This is a genomic window from Acinetobacter sp. 10FS3-1 (genome assembly GCF_013343215.1).
GTDB classification, from domain to species: domain Bacteria; phylum Pseudomonadota; class Gammaproteobacteria; order Pseudomonadales; family Moraxellaceae; genus Acinetobacter; species Acinetobacter lwoffii_C.
The window spans coordinates 61212-76008 of record NZ_CP039144.1; the positions used below are offsets into that span (position 1 = coordinate 61212).

Annotated in this window: 19 protein-coding genes; 11 read left to right on the forward strand and 8 right to left on the reverse strand. The window is 38.3% G+C overall.

Features of this window, described 5'->3' with window-relative positions; genetic code table 11:
- Positions 1 to 291: 291 nt before the first annotated feature.
- Entirely contained in the window at positions 292 to 1479 is a 1188-nt protein-coding gene (locus tag E5Y90_RS14330; protein WP_163146534.1) for a tetratricopeptide repeat protein, read from the reverse strand.
- A gap of 175 nt (positions 1480 to 1654) precedes the next feature.
- On the opposite strand from E5Y90_RS14330, the gene E5Y90_RS14335 reads away from it, so the two are divergent.
- Both E5Y90_RS14335 and E5Y90_RS14340 read left to right on the forward strand, forming a co-directional pair.
- Entirely contained in the window at positions 1655 to 2170 is a 516-nt protein-coding gene (locus E5Y90_RS14335) for a hypothetical protein (RefSeq protein WP_163146535.1), read from the forward strand.
- Between the two features lie 114 nt (positions 2171 to 2284).
- Entirely contained in the window at positions 2285 to 2656 is a 372-nt protein-coding gene (locus E5Y90_RS14340; protein ID WP_163146536.1) for a hypothetical protein, read from the forward strand.
- A gap of 114 nt (positions 2657 to 2770) precedes the next feature.
- On the opposite strand, the gene E5Y90_RS14345 is transcribed toward E5Y90_RS14340, so the two are convergent.
- Positions 2771 to 3715, reverse strand: coding sequence for a hypothetical protein (locus E5Y90_RS14345; RefSeq protein ID WP_163146537.1), 945 nt, complete (start codon positions 3713 to 3715; stop codon positions 2771 to 2773).
- Positions 3716 to 3850: 135 nt separating this feature from the next.
- Here E5Y90_RS14345 and E5Y90_RS14350 point away from each other — a divergent pair, with 135 nt between their 5' ends.
- The 6 genes from E5Y90_RS14350 (at position 3851) to ssb (ending at position 8869) form a co-directional block, all read left to right on the forward strand.
- Positions 3851 to 4333, forward strand: coding sequence for a hypothetical protein (locus E5Y90_RS14350; protein WP_163146538.1), 483 nt, complete (start codon positions 3851 to 3853; stop codon positions 4331 to 4333).
- Between the two features lie 430 nt (positions 4334 to 4763).
- Positions 4764 to 5225, forward strand: a complete 462-nt coding sequence (locus tag E5Y90_RS14355) for a hypothetical protein (protein ID WP_163146539.1) — start codon at positions 4764 to 4766, stop codon at positions 5223 to 5225.
- Between the two features lie 282 nt (positions 5226 to 5507).
- On the forward strand, positions 5508 to 6626 hold the full coding sequence (locus E5Y90_RS14360; RefSeq protein ID WP_163146540.1) for a hypothetical protein: 1119 nt from the start codon (positions 5508 to 5510) through the stop codon (positions 6624 to 6626).
- Between the two features lie 326 nt (positions 6627 to 6952).
- On the forward strand, positions 6953 to 7540 hold the full coding sequence (locus E5Y90_RS14365) for a hypothetical protein (RefSeq protein WP_174660616.1): 588 nt from the start codon (positions 6953 to 6955) through the stop codon (positions 7538 to 7540).
- Positions 7541 to 7602: 62 nt separating this feature from the next.
- Complete coding sequence (locus E5Y90_RS14370; protein WP_163146542.1) at positions 7603 to 7923, forward strand: hypothetical protein; 321 nt, start codon at positions 7603 to 7605, stop codon at positions 7921 to 7923.
- A 394-nt stretch (positions 7924 to 8317) separates the two neighbouring features.
- The gene (gene ssb, locus E5Y90_RS14375) at positions 8318 to 8869 is read left to right on the forward strand and encodes a single-stranded DNA-binding protein (RefSeq protein WP_163146543.1); all 552 of its coding nucleotides are present in this window, start codon (positions 8318 to 8320) and stop codon (positions 8867 to 8869) included.
- 356 nt (positions 8870 to 9225) lie between these two features.
- On the opposite strand, the gene E5Y90_RS14380 is transcribed toward ssb, so the two are convergent.
- Complete coding sequence (locus tag E5Y90_RS14380; RefSeq protein WP_163146544.1) at positions 9226 to 9867, reverse strand: hypothetical protein; 642 nt, start codon at positions 9865 to 9867, stop codon at positions 9226 to 9228.
- Between the two features lie 437 nt (positions 9868 to 10304).
- On the opposite strand from E5Y90_RS14380, the gene E5Y90_RS14385 reads away from it, so the two are divergent.
- On the forward strand, positions 10305 to 10673 hold the full coding sequence (locus tag E5Y90_RS14385) for a hypothetical protein (RefSeq protein ID WP_163146545.1): 369 nt from the start codon (positions 10305 to 10307) through the stop codon (positions 10671 to 10673).
- Positions 10674 to 10945: 272 nt separating this feature from the next.
- On the opposite strand, the gene E5Y90_RS14390 is transcribed toward E5Y90_RS14385, so the two are convergent.
- The 3 genes from E5Y90_RS14390 to E5Y90_RS14400 are packed head-to-tail and all read right to left on the reverse strand — an operon-like array spanning position 10946 to position 12398.
- The gene (locus E5Y90_RS14390) at positions 10946 to 11227 is read right to left on the reverse strand and encodes a hypothetical protein (RefSeq protein ID WP_163146546.1); all 282 of its coding nucleotides are present in this window, start codon (positions 11225 to 11227) and stop codon (positions 10946 to 10948) included.
- Positions 11228 to 11956 (reverse strand): DUF2786 domain-containing protein, encoded by a 729-nt coding sequence (locus tag E5Y90_RS14395; RefSeq protein WP_163146547.1) that lies wholly within the window; start codon positions 11954 to 11956, stop codon positions 11228 to 11230. It lies immediately after the preceding gene.
- Positions 11949 to 12398: a hypothetical protein gene (locus E5Y90_RS14400; protein ID WP_163146548.1), complete on the reverse strand. Its 450-nt coding sequence runs from the start codon at positions 12396 to 12398 to the stop codon at positions 11949 to 11951. Before E5Y90_RS14400 ends, E5Y90_RS14395 begins: the two co-directional genes overlap by 8 nt.
- Positions 12399 to 12549: 151 nt before the next feature.
- On the opposite strand from E5Y90_RS14400, the gene E5Y90_RS14405 reads away from it, so the two are divergent.
- Together E5Y90_RS14405 and E5Y90_RS14410 are read left to right on the forward strand one after the other, a co-directional pair.
- A complete protein-coding gene (locus tag E5Y90_RS14405) occupies positions 12550 to 12993 on the forward strand; it encodes a hypothetical protein (protein ID WP_163146549.1) in 444 nt (147 codons plus the stop codon).
- A 7-nt stretch (positions 12994 to 13000) separates the two neighbouring features.
- Entirely contained in the window at positions 13001 to 13450 is a 450-nt protein-coding gene (locus E5Y90_RS14410; RefSeq protein ID WP_163146550.1) for a guanosine-3',5'-bis(diphosphate) 3'-pyrophosphohydrolase, read from the forward strand.
- Positions 13451 to 13614: 164 nt separating this feature from the next.
- Here the strand turns inward: E5Y90_RS14410 and E5Y90_RS14415 are convergent, their stop codons facing one another.
- Together E5Y90_RS14415 and E5Y90_RS14420 are read right to left on the reverse strand one after the other, a co-directional pair.
- Entirely contained in the window at positions 13615 to 14223 is a 609-nt protein-coding gene (locus E5Y90_RS14415) for a hypothetical protein (RefSeq protein ID WP_174660617.1), read from the reverse strand.
- A complete protein-coding gene (locus E5Y90_RS14420; RefSeq protein ID WP_163146552.1) occupies positions 14220 to 14744 on the reverse strand; it encodes a hypothetical protein in 525 nt (174 codons plus the stop codon). Before E5Y90_RS14420 ends, E5Y90_RS14415 begins: the two co-directional genes overlap by 4 nt.
- Positions 14745 to 14797: the final 53 nt, after the last annotated feature.

Genomic DNA, 14797 nt, shown 5'->3' on the forward strand with positions numbered 1-14797 from the left:
GTAAAGGATTAAATATACCTTAATTAAACCACCAATATTGAAATCTGATCGAATCAATATTAAGTGCAAATTATAGCATTATTGATTGATAATTTAACTGAGAAATTTGCCAAAATCGCCTTATTTGACAGCAATTTCATGGGTTTTTTCTTATCTGTTTTTTGAGTAAAAATACTAACCTAAAGCGGAAAAATATATAATAATTTTCTTTTGTTTCCATATTTTTTGATTATTAATTTAATATAAAAAAGCATGCCTAATGACATGCTTTTTTGTGTAAAAAAAACTAATTCATGCGACTTTTTTATTATTGCCAAATGATTTATTTAATAAATCTTTAGCACCCTGGATATTCGCTTTAGCAGCAGCTTCTAAATAGCTTCGACCAATTTTACGGATACGCTTCTGAATATTTTGCGTATAGATTGCACCCAGACCATAAGCTGCTTGAGCTGCAAGACCATCCTCATGTGATAAAAGCAAGCTAAAGTAGTTTTCAGCTTTAATTAGGTCGCGTTCCACGCCTACACCAGAATAGTAGCAGTTAGCTAAATTCAAAATTGCATCTGGGTTGCCTTTGTCTGCACCTGCCTGGAAACAGAGTGCTGCATCAGCATAATTCGGGAAGCCAAACTCGAAACCTTGAATATGCAAAATACCCATTTCGTTATCTGCAACCAGATCACCCAACTCTGCTGCTTTTCTATAAAATTCAAAGGCTGATTGAAGGTTCTCTTTTGCCATATGTGGCTCATTGATTCGCTGACTATTGTAGATCGCAATGGATAGATACCCTTTGGAAAACCCTTGCTCCCCTGCAATCTTGTATAGGTCGATTGCCATATCAATGTCTTTATCCACGCCGTTGCCTGTTTCGTACAGATAACCGAGTGTATGCGCTGCATAGGCACTATTAGATCGTACAGCTTCTTTCAACCAACCAATCGCACGTTCCAGATTAGGTTCCGTGCAAAAACCGTGTAGATAACAGCGTCCAATAAAGAATTGAACCATTGATTCTTGGGTTTTTTCTTCGCGCTGAAACAAGTTTGCTAAGTAGTTTTGACCAATAGGGTTATCAATCAGTTTTTGAATGCGATCTATAGCAGCTTGATTGCCGTATGTTAATGCCAATAGGTATTCATCTAGGGCTTCAAATAGATTGCCGTTTCTATGGTGTATATCAGCGAAGCCAACCATAGCTTCCGGGTGATTGTGATTGGCTGCGGTATCCAGATATTTAAGAGCTTCGGTCTGGTCTAATTCTGTGCGCCATTTCCCTTTGCAAAACGCATCCCCAATAATGAAGTTCGCATTGATATGACCAAGATCAGCAGCTTGAGTGAAATAGGAAACGGCTTTTTTGAGATTAGTTTTATTTGGCTTCACCATAGATAAGCGAATACCCTTTTCGTACAGTTCACGAGCTTGCAGTATTTGTTGGTACTCTGCGCCGTCTTTTTCTTGCTTTGTGTGCATGGGTTAAATACTCCTAATGACGCGCAAAAGTATAAATGCGTTTTTTGATTTATAACAGATAATTAAAAAATAAATATTCTATAAGCTGCTTATTCAGAAAATTTCGACTTATTGACTTATGCCATGTTTCAATGATATAAATGTAAGTGTGTAAAAAGAAATTTCAGGTTTAAAAATGACAGAAAAAGATAACAATATTGTTTCGTTCTCTCGCGCTAAAGTTAGTAGTGATGAAACAAAAGTACAAAACCTGATTCGAGCTGTTAAGGGGTTTGGCTTCCAGACTTTTGAAAGCCCTGAACCACTGTCATTTAACGTAGTTACAGGCAATAGCATAAAATCTGGTGTACACGTAGTACGTGTTGAGCTGAAAGAAAACGGTTGGTTCTTCAAGGCTGATTTGGCATCTTTAGATTATGGTTCCAACAACCCTGTAATCAATCGTGCTACTGCGCATAACCTGATTAATGAGGCTATGGGTAAATTACAAGAAGAATTTACCGGTGTTCAGATCAATGGAACTGAGTATCAGGGCGTATGGCAGATTCGTGACTTTGCTAATGAAGAGAATTTCACAATCCTGTTCATGCTTGGTGTCTCACGCAAAGACAACACCAGTCCGATCTCTGTAATTCAGCACCTTGCTAGTGTGCCTAAAATTGCATTTAAACTCGTTCAAGACGGCGTTTAATCAAAGAGTTGAATTATATTTTCTTGAAAAACTAGGCGCGTAATGCGCCTTTTTTTTGCTATATTTAAGTTGTCAGGTTGAGTTTCGCCTGTTGATTACAAGAGCAAGAATAATATGAATGAAACACTAATAGCACCACAGCCCCATCTATTAAACGGTATCAAGTTTAAAGCTATTGGTCTATGTTCAGCATTAACCGTGGTAGCTTTGCTTTGGGCGTATAATCCCAATAGTGGTTTAGCTTACAAATCCTATTGGGCTGAGATTAAGAAATCTGATCTGGATAAGCCAGCATCGACCAGTCATGTCGTTATCCTTCGCTATTACCTACGCAAAACTCATGCTGATTACCTTGAGGAAGAACTTAATTCGCAACCGCAAATCACTAATCGGCATCTTATTGAGTATTTGGGAAAGGTCGCCACCATATATGATGAATACCAAATTGCCCGGCATCCGCGACGAGGTATTTTAAACCCCTCTTAGGATTCCACTTTGTCTGGCAAGTGGTAAATGTCCGTACCGAAAAGACATAACAGCACGAGTTAGAACTTCATACCGCAGCATAGTAAAAGCCCTCTTCGGAGGGCTTTAATATTTTTATAAAGTCTTAATTTTTTGGGCTTGTATTGCACTATTCATTACTTCTTTCAACTGGCTTAATGACTTGTGCATGGCAGCTTGATACTTTTTGTGCTCACGGTAACTAAGGTATATATAAAAAGTAGACATGATGAAAGGAATAAAGAGAATTTTATAGGCCGACTGTTCGTAGAACGAAATGATCACCATCAGTATGAGGAAAATACCTCCCATAATAGCCCCCAGGTTACGAGCATATTTAATTTTTGCGAGCTTTCGACTACAGTTAGCATGAAGGTAATCGGTAATCTGGCTTATACACTCAACTTTCTGGTTGATTGCTCGCATATCCTGATTCAACTCTTTTAGGCGAGCTGTCAATCGCATTGCCGTCTCATATAATTGATCGGCGTAGCTTTTCACTTCCTTTTCTATACGGCTTATGCTTCCAGTCATGGTGAGTAAGTATCGTGAATACTCAATTTCACGGCTATCCACTGTAAAAGAGCCTTTATAATCACGGCTAATCTGCTCTAACTTCTTAGTCGCTTTCTCAAACAATTCACGCATAAGGATAGATTGACTTGAAATCTCACTGTAGAGATCAAAAGTATTCTTTGTGAGAGCTGTATAATTTGTATTGGAATGCGTTGCATGTAATAGACCATGCACAGACGATAAGTGGTTTACATAGTCTCTAGTCTGTTCTGTAAGGTTTTCCAGAATCTCAATAGTGATGTGATGATCTAATGGAGTGATCGGCTCCTGAATCCCCATAAAATTATCGAAGTGATTTTTATAGATTTTAATATCAAGTAGCTGTAAGGCTTGAATCCGATTTTCTAATAGCTCGTATTTTTGCTGAATATTGAGTGATTTTATTTGTTGAATCATCTTCCCTACTTCATCCAATGACTGTTGTAGGGGTAACGGCTTTACCAGGATTTCAATGTGACTGTTCATAGTGGTACTTCTTATTTGGTATCCGTCTGACAGATCGGAGTTTGTATTCCATGCAGTGTATATTCTGTTAAGCAGTTTGTTAAGCATCCCTACTATTTTCATCAGTTTTTTTGAATGACGCATCAATAATTTTTCATGTACTATGCACTAGAAGTAAATAATTTTTTAAGCACCAGTCAGGGCTTTCGTAAAGTTAAAATTATGAAAACTAATCTCAAGACACCGATGGAGTGGTTTAATTTCTCCACCTACCAGTTATTCAAAATCTGCCTAATCATTAATTTTTTGGGTCATTGTGCTTTAGCAATCCCGGTACTTGGTTACGAAGCTTTAGACATAACGAAGAACAACTTTATTGTCTATCTGTTTGTCTCGCATATCATCACAGTCATTCTGGCTCAGTACCACGGTTATTCTAAAATTCCAGGTATATTCGGTGCGTGTACGACTTTATTTGGATTTCTACCGTATCTTGGATGGTTGATGCACCTGATTACTGCGGTACTTACTGGACCACTATCTGTTCGATTAGTAGTAGCATGTCCATTCTCAAAGAGACATAGACCCCTACAAGAGCGGATTGAAGCCAGGGAAAATAGAAAAAATGCTGCAATTTGATGATTATTTAGACAAAGAGTTTTAAAAAGGCGGGTTTTTTAAAATACCACCCTCTAGCATGTTGACTTATGCCATGTTTAAGGTAATAATAGAGCACATAGAGAGACGAACAATCCTCTAAAAAGATTTGATAAGAAATTGAATAAGATTTCTTTGAATAACCAGTTACCTTTAAGTCCTATTGGTTTCGGACTTTCAAAAGCTAGAAGCTAACCAGTTTATCCTAGAGTCTGCGCTTCAGACTACTAAAAACTCGAAGCAACTTCAAACGCCCCTTCTTCGGAAGGGGTTTTTCTTTGCCTGGGAAAAATTAAAGCACTTATTTAAATTGACTTATGCCATGTTTTAAGGCTATAATTTCAGGCATATAGAGCAAACTGCTCAACCGGTCAACCAACCGGATTAATTGGTAATCTAAAGGGTTAAGAATATGAATTTAAGCATTTGGGCGACTACCGCCAACCACATTAACAATGCAGAGCAAGGAGCAAGCCCAGAGCTATTCTCCTATGGGGTTTCGCTTACTCCTGATTTACGTCAGAACTATACCCCGCAGAAGGCTATTCACTTGGTCAGCCTATTGTTGGCAGTGGTTTTTAGCCGTCATAATGTCGATGCTATTCTATCTACACCTTCCGCAGAGCTGCGTAGTGGTGTGGTGAATGATAGTGAAGCTCCGGTGAATCAACAGGTCATTTATATGACAGCAAAGACAATTGAAGACGAGTACCTGAAACTCAAATGGTCTTTGGAAGATATGGTACGTTTTAATCTGCGAGTGCGCCGTTGGTTATCTGAACGTGAGACAGATACCGTGGATGGTATTGGTAAGGCAATTTATGGTCTGTTAAAAGACCTGGATGCCAGAGTTCATTTTCAACAAGCTGCTTAAAACAGATCAGATTGAAGATCGGCTATATGCCGGTCTTTTTTTGCTCCAAGAAAAACCAAAGAACCAGGTAGGCGTTAGGTTTTTTCAGTAGAAAAAAACAATCTCAAATCAATAACCCCTTTTCAGGTATCACCTGACCTTAATTGCTGCAAATATATCTGTATCAACCGGCTTGATTTTAATTGACTTATGCCATGTTTTATAAGACAATGACTAGCATATAGAGCAGACCGCTCACCCGGATAAGCCACCGGATTAAAGGCTTAATAAAGGATTCAAATAATGACTACTCTTCGCATTCAACCAGAACAAAACCGCGTTTTATTCTTAGGCAACCATATTGGTGCAGACGCATTCGAGAACCACATGCGCAACTATGTTGCAGTTGGCTCAACTCTATTCAATACCCTTGAAAACATCCGTGAAGCTGCTCAAGAGCAAGTGCTGATTGAAGATTTCAGCCTATCTAATTATCTTTCTGAGTTCGGCTTTGGTCATCCGGTGGTGAACCAATGGTTCCAGTCAAAGATTTACACTCCTTTCGTAACTCACCTTGTCGCCACTACCCAGACTGCCCTTTCTCATTTTTCAAACCGTGAAACATTATCTGACGATGATATGGCATATCTGGAAGCTTATTTAGACGAGTTGAACTATAGCCAGTTAAGCCAACTTCCAACCAAAGGTATAGAACCAATTACACAACTGAAAAACCATTTCAGAAATTCCAATATTGGTGTAATGGCTGATTTACAGATGGCTATGGAAGATATGGATGATGATGAAGTTGAAAACACCATTTTTGGTTCTGAACCATTCGAGCAAACAATTGAACACCTTAAATCACTGCTTGAATGTTCAGCATGGACGGTAGATCAGAAAATCAAAGTCGTTGATCTATTCCTTGAGAATGTGGGTGGGTTCCAAGACCTGATCACTCACGCTGAATCAGACACCTATTCGCCATTCCAGATCATTAAGGAAGCTATGGATGACACCCCATTTATGCAGTTTGTACTTGGTTATAATGGGGAAACTACTTTTAATTTATATGGTAATGTTTACCCTGTTGTGCAGCGCGATATTCACTGTCTACATGGTTATGTTGTAGCTGATTTTGCTAATTCTAAAGCCAGAACAGAAGCAGAGTTAAAAGCTGAAACTATGGCTACTGCTGACTTTATTGCGGGTGTTCTGGGTGACACTATTTTTGAAGCTTACTCTTACCTTGTTGATTTAGAAAAACATTCAGTTGATTCTATCTTCAACCGTTTCCGCGAAGTAAGCAAACAATCACATACTGTTTTAATGGATACCATCAAGGATGTTTTGGAGCCTTTTATTCCAGAACTAAATTTAAAACAGCTCCGTTTAACCTATATTAATAATGCAGCAGTATGATTAATATTTATAAAGAGTGGGTATTATAAATATCCACTCTTTTATTTTCATATTGATTAATCATATTAAATAATAGGTGTTTTTAATTAGTATTGAATTGCCGTTTTTATCAATCGTAACTCTCTATTTTTGGTCAATTTAATGCGGTTTTTGTCGGAGACAAGTTGATCTGGTCGGTCTAAATCACATTTTAAGCTTTAAGTATGCGAGTTATTTCTCATAGAAGAGAAATACTTTGCCTTGCTTATTTGATGTTTAATTTATATATTCAGATTGAAATTTAAAATCGTATCTGTCAGAGCGAATTATTTAAAATGTATAATTTAATGCAATTGTCTTATTTTCTTAAAAACACTCCCCATTTGCGTGTTTTACTTCCCAATCAGATTAATGACAGAAGCTCGTTCAATGGAATGTTGAAGAATGGAATTAAAGAAGTTTTTATCATTATTCCTAACATCAATGGACTTGTCATTCACCTAACCAATGTAAAATTCCACAACTCAATTAAAACTCTGAATGATGTAGTAAGCGTATGTGATACACATTCTTTCCTTGAGTTCGGACCAGAAAATATGTATCTGGAAGCGAATGGGGTTCAGATACTTGATAACAATGGCATATTGCTGTTTAAACAGGATGTTGAAAAATACCTTTGCCAAACAGAACGTCCAGTTATAAATGAAGTCATCCATGAAACTTTGCTTGATTTGGCTGTGCGTATCAAATTTATAGAGAATAACCGCTCTAAAGCCATATCCACCTCTATAGATTCCCTCATGAAGAAATGTGCTGAACCTGGACATGCCAATTGCAAAGGTTATGTAGATCGCTTTGTTGGAGTAGTCAACACCACCAAGCGAAACCGTTTGAATCGTAGCAACGCCCCTTTCCGGTCACGTATCGTTGGATGAATGCACTTGCTAACACCTTTATTTAGTCCTAAATTGGCTTTAAAAAGAACGAAGGAATAAAAATGGACGGTCAGGATTCAAAAAAACGGTTCAAGCGTTATTTATTTAATCGTGCAGTGATCTTTTTAGGCATCATTGCCATCTTAATGTACGTCTTTGGTTTTTCCTGGAATGGCTTTGAAATCAAACTAATCGTCTTTGTCTTTGGCATCATGGCACTGGTAAGTAGTGGATTTTATTTTTTTCGCTATCTGGATGCCAGAAATATGAGTGTTTTTGAATACCTAGATGAAACGCTTGGTGCAGATCGCCACCGCTATATCTGGTACATTGCCGGTGCTATTTGTTCGGGATTAATTGTCACGAAAATACTGATCGGATAGCTCTTTATGAATTAAGCCCTGGAAGGGTTATTTTTACGTCTCCTGATTGCATAGAACTAGGTAGGCGTTAGGTTTTTTAAGTATAAAAAAATGCGTTGATATTTTGAGAATTTTATCATTATATAACTGCCAGGCAAGAGAAACGATACTGCATGACCAACGAGAATTATTGGGCTATTAAACAAGCAAATAAATTAAGTAGAAATAAGCTGTTTAATGGGTAAAAAACCTTTTAAATTCATTTGTTTTTCAAATTTTATCCTAATTATAAACCGCATTTATCTAACCTAAAAATAGATTATTTCTATATTGACTTATGCCATGTTTTGACCGATAATTTATACATCAAGAACGAACATTTAGTCGTTCTCCTAAACATAAAAGGATACAAAATATGCGTGGTGTTAATAAAGCCATCCTGATAGGTGTATTGGGTCGTGACCCAGAGACAAAAACTTTCCCAAATGGGGGCTGTCTTACTCAATTCTCAATCGCAACTTCTGATAATTGGACTGACAAAAACACTGGTGAGCGTAAAGAGCAAACCGAGTGGCATCGTATCGTGCTGTATAACCGTTTAGGCGAGATCGCACAGCAGTACCTTCGCAAAGGTTCCAAAGTCTACATTGAGGGTTCTCTGCGTACCCGCCAGTGGACTGATCAGAATGGTCAGGAGCGTTACACAACCGAAATCCGTGGTGAGCAAATGCAAATGCTTGATAGCGGGAATAGTGGCAACAATAACAACAATGGCGGTAACGGTGGTCAAGGTCAGAACTTTGGCGGTGGTTACGGCAACAATGGCGGTCAAGGCGGTGGCTTTGGTGGCGGTTATGGTAATCAGAACTTTGGCGGTGGTTACGGTGGCAGTGAAAATGGCAATAAAGGTCGCAATGCCCCGCCACAACCGGCTCCGGTGGATTTAAGTGATGACATCCCATTCTAAACGATAATGATTCTCATTTGTAATGATACCGATTTATCGGTATCTTTTTTATTTTCAGACACTTAATTAAAAAACTTAACACTTTTAAATATATATGCACTTCCAGAAAATCATAATAAAAGGATTTCTGGTTTTTTCTTTTTTTAAATGCCGAAATATATAGTTTTTTGCACTTGGAAAAGATGGATATTTCCATTAAATTTTGTGCCGTAAGCATTGCTAATTTCAGTGGAGAGAGTTAGTGATGCACCTTTTTATACCCGCAAGATTTCTAACTGATCTGCGGTTTTTTTTTATATCTAGTTAAATGCAAAAAAGCCCAGACTATCTATCTGGGCTTTTTGTTTCAATCAAGATCACTTGACTGCAATTGGAATTAATTCAGTTTTAACTTTCTTGTTTTGCTTTTTCACTTCCTCACAACCATTCGATGTAGTTGTGATTTTAGTGATTGTCTGGCTATTAGGTTTGATTTTAAATTCCGTTTCGATGTATTTATCTTTTCTACAGTCGTCGTACATCATGGTTCCAGAATTTTCGCCAGAAGCCAGAACTTGCAGCTTATCCCCTTTGAATACAACTAAACTATTTGCCCCAGAGATTGCTCCACCACCTGAACTGCTTTGTTCTAATTCAACAATATCCAGGAGTTTCCCTTTATAGTTAGTTTTATGCACTTTGAAGGTGTTAGACTGACCGCCAAATTCATCTAGGATTTGAGCTTTTTTAGCGTCTGGACGAGTTAAAATATAACCACCCCAAAAATTACGCGCAGCATTTTCAAATTCCACCCCAGATATATACGCTTCTTCTCCATTAACAAGCGTGATTTTTTCTGTCTTTACAAGTTGGATGGCTTTTTTCGGCTCTGCTGTTGATTGTTGAGCGTTTACAAGCCATTGTAAAATCTGAGCTTTAGTTGGGGCGGCAGCGTGAGCACCTGTTAATCCTAAAGTTGCGAGAACCGTACTTAATATAAGTTTTTTAACTTTCAACATTGTTCATTCTTCATGTTTATTAATGGATACCCATATAGATCGCTCTATATGAAAACTGATTTTAGGTTTATCAACTTCAATCACAATTGCAAAAAAGATGAAAACTAAGCCTAATTAATGCCTTGATTTCTCCTTCTTTAATTTGAATTAATACTGACTGTTTGAGCTTTATGAGGATTATTGGCTTGCACATAATCCCATAGCTTGAATACGGACTTAGCACCTTCACCATTGGCTACAGCTTTGATTTCAATAACCGCCTAATGGGATAGAATAACATAATATTTTCCTGAGATATAATTCGCCACACAGGTCGATTGGCACATATTATACATTGACTTATGCCATGTTTTGAAGATATGATTTACAACATATAGAGCAGATCGCTCAACAGGTAGAGCCACCTGATTAAAGGCTTTAGATTTAGGATAACATCTATGATTATCGACAAAGAATTACATCAGTTCCCTTTCTTGCAAGTGACTTTCCAAGTGGACGATGATGGCCTTCAATTTAATGAATGTTTGGTTTTTGATTTGCGTGATATTGCAAAGCAATTAAATACGCCAATTGAGGGTTTGGACACGGATTCAGAAGATTTCTTTCTTTTAATCGCTAGAGGGTATGTTGACTTCCGGTGTGCAGATCATATTTACAATCTAGTCTCTTCTCGTCAGATTGGCTTAACTTTTTCAAACAATGATTTTGAAGCTGAAATCGTTTATACAGAACAGATCACCCAGGAATACTTTGATCGCCTGGAAACAGGTCTGATTGCAAACCTATACACCTTTCCAGAAGAATAATTGATGGATTTGGATGGAAGTCGGTAAAGGCTTCCATTTTTTATTTGGCTTGTTAAAAGGCAGGTGTTAGATTTTTTAATATAAAAAATGCTTTTGAAAAAGACTATAAACATCCGAGTTGTGGTACTTGGGCGTAAGCTGAAACAAGCAGCATAAACGTCACCCAACAAAAAAGCCTTGTCGATCACAAGGCTTTTTTATTTCTGCTTTTATTTTTCAACTGTGGGTTCTGGCAACCAAATAAGCGTTAGATTTTCCAGTAGAAAAAATGCTTAATTAATTCTCCACATTTCTTCCAACAATGTATGTCGTCTGAATGGTGATTTATCCTTAAAATATTTACCGCGTGGCACTTTGGCATTAAGTGGTAGCTTTTGCAGATATTCTTGGAATGGAGCCTCTGAATTACCAGGTAACTTTCCATTTTTTACAGTATGTGAAATCCGATACTCTTCAACAATCTTATCCATTGTCTGAGTTACATCGGTTTTTGTGAATTTATATTTTCTGAATTGACGCATGGTATCCACGATATAGCCATCAATAATATTCATTTAACTTCCCTGGGTTAATAAGGCTTGTTGTTTGCCTTTACCATGAACACCGATATGAAGGTCTACATTTCTGCCTTCCCTAAAGCCTTCCTGAGCGTATTTTGTCAAACCTTGTTTATTTCGTGAGTTTGGTGTCATGGTTGCACTTTTTGTTTTCTGGTGGACGTAAGATTTAACGCGATCAGCAAAAGCCTGTTCTTCCGGTGTCTTTTCCTGTTGTATGAGGTCCTTGATTTTTTCTCTTACAGCAATGACCCATCCCTGACAGAAAGCATCCCCTATGCGCACCTTATTTGCGTGTAAAAGGCGTTTTTGAGCAGCCTGTTCAGCAATAAAGTCTTTGCGCTGCTTTTTTAAAGCACGGTACAACACAGTGAAGGTGTAAACCGCAATTTCCGTATTTTCCTTCGCACCGACAAAGTTGATAATCATTTTCTTATTGCTACCCATAAAGCGATTAAACATCACCTCACATTCAAGCAGCACGGCAACGACCCGGATTAATTCTGCCGTCCAGTCGGGTACTTTTGTTTTGGTGTCAGCATTCACCTGAGCAGTGACAATCTCACTCAGCTCTACATCATTCATGGAAAGGTTATGTTTTTTCATCAAAGCATGCGCCTGGCGCAAGGCCACTTGAGCTTCATTTGCGTTGCTTGACTTACTGAGATTTAAACACTTCTTTATTTTGGCAAGAACACTATCTTGATCAGCAGCTTGATTACTCATTATCATCCTCTGAAAACTGTGGTTTGCCATTGTAATAAAGCGGTAGTGCACTAAAAACCAGATACTCTGTTGCGTTTGGGTCAATATAAGCACGTTTCATGGTATCAGCCGGCAGTTCATCACTTTTTTTTACATACCCGAAGATCACTGTGACCTGAGCTGCAAACGGCAGTGCATCTACAAAATCTAAGGCTTTCTGGTATTCACCCAATTTGAAGCATTTACCTTGCTCAACACTCACACTAATGAGCTTTTTCATAAACTTAGTTTTTGTGGTTACATCCCTACTGACAAAATGGAGCGGGTTTTGGGGGTTATTGATATACCACCCAATAAAACGCGCATCCTCCGGGATTTCCAGATCATGTTTAATATCATTAAATGGTGGGATTTCGCGGTGGTCGCGTGTAGGTGCAACTCTGCGCTGTAGTTCTTGTTCCATATACAACCTAAAGGGCTTGCAATATCTTGTGAGGTTTATAATAACGCATTGCATTGACTTATGCCATGTTCTATAAGATAATGACTAATAATTAATAGGTATTTTCACCGTACCGGGATGCCACCCGATTAAAGGCTATAAGGTTTATCAGATGAAAAAGAATTTTGCTCATTATCGCACTATGTTTATCCAGTTGGCATCCTTCATGGATGTGAACTTGCACAGCTCTGTCAGTGAAAACTTCATGGACTTTATGACCCGGAAGCTAGATTTCACCGTGGCTATGCCAAGCCAGGATGCTATGTCCTTCTACGCGAACCTTTCTCAGAATCCTGAGAAGCTAAAACTGTTAGGTTTGACCAAAAGCAGTGACTTTCTGCGTGTACAGACTAAGCAGCTTTGGTATCGTGAGAATGCTAATTATGTGGCTCCTGAATTATTTGACGCTGAATATGATCTTTGGTTTGCCCACCAATTGAACAAACTGTTTGATGACCAGGTTCTTAAAGGCGATTTCCAGAAAACACAATTTTTAAAAGCTATGTTTGCTGATTTAAAACAGCGAATAGGGCTTTCAATAACACATGCAGTCTGAGGATTTTATGGCTACCGCAAAACTTGCTGAACAACTGGCTATCGAACGTCATTATGGACAATTTGATAAAGCCGGCGAGCCTTATATTAAACATCCTGAGCGTGTGGCGAATGCTGTTAATACCCCAGAGGAAAAAATGGCAGCGTGGATGCACGACCTCATAGAAGATACCGACACCACAGCAGATGAATTGCTAAAGTTGGGATTTCCAGTGACGGTCGTTGATGCGATCTTGTCACTGACTAAGCGACCGGGCGAATCCAGAGTTTCAGCAGCTCACCGCACCGCAGCAAACCGCATTGGGGTAGCTGTAAAATTAGCTGATGTTGCTGACAATATGAACTTAGACCGGTTGCCCCAGGTAACAGAAAAAGACCTGGCGCGGTTGGAAGAATACAAGCAAGTCAAATTGATTTTAGAGGATGCGAAGGTCAACCGGTGGAATAACTTTCAATAAAAAAGCCCTTTTGAAAGGGCTTTTTGTCAGTTCCAATATTACAAAGAACTGTGCGACAAATTTACTATTCAATGTTGCGACAAGCCCAATAATTTGCATTCAACTATGCGACAAAATTTATGAACAAGATTTACCAGTTTCGTTATTTAGAACTCACACTTTTTTTATATTAATGATTGTTTGAACTGTTCAATCAGTTTTAAAGATTCGATTTCCTTTGCAGTAGGCTTCTTCTTATCCCTGAGTTTAGTTTCCAGATCAACAAGTTCATTAACTGCTTTAAAGTATCCACTTGATACATACTTCATAAGATTACGGATGTATTCATGATCTTCCAGAATATTGTAGCCAGGCACATCAGAATACTTGCTGCTGTACACGAGATTGAAGTATTGCGCATCTTTGTCCTGTATGTCTTTCAGAGCGTTAAAGGCTGTGCTGCGTTGTTCAAAACTTCCATGTTCTACCAGGTATAAAGTTGCATACCGATTCCCCTGCTGATCAAGCTTGACCATATCTTTACGAACCTTCTCAGCAACAGCCTGACGTTTTTTTTCTGCTTTCGCATAGTCGTATTGATCAATAAAGGCGATCATGTAATACGACATGATACAAAGCCAAATCCAGGGAATAGCCACCACTAAAAGTAGTTTGTAGGCAAATTTGATCTCACGCGATTTGTATTCTGCTTTTTTTAACTGATCTTGCAGCTCTTGAGGTACATTATCTTCGTGTTCATAGGTCTGCATTGGTGTTTCGAGGAACTTAATCATTTTGCGACCTCAATATATTTCTCTTCGATCAGTTTCACACTTCCAAGCTCCATGCCTTTAGTTTTAAGAGCTTTGATTTCCGAGTGATCTAATCCTTTAAATTCTGGATTCTCTTTTTTTAGGGTTTCATCCGTTTTAAGTAGAGCTTCAATTACTTGAGGATTATCTGTGTTGTATGCCAGAGCTTTAATCTTCTGAAATTCCGTTTTACTTGCATTGCCTGACATTCCCAACCAGATCAGGGCATCCTCATTGCCGGTGGCAGCTAGGTTTATTGCATGCTCAACATAAACTGGCTGATTTTCCAGGGATTGCTTTTTCTTGGTCTTATTACGTTTTTCAACTACGGCGCACAATGTTAATGTCACAGAAATAATCATCAAAGCAAGACAGACGATAATAATTTTTCGACCCAAAAAAATTGAGTTCTGATGAACCAGAATTTTCTCGTGGGTTTGCTCAAGATTGAGCTTATTCTTAGGTAGCTCAATAGAAGCTGCTTGCGATAATTCGCTTGTCATTTTTTCGCGTACTCTTAACCAGTAGTAACGATGCGCATTATGCCCTAAAACCG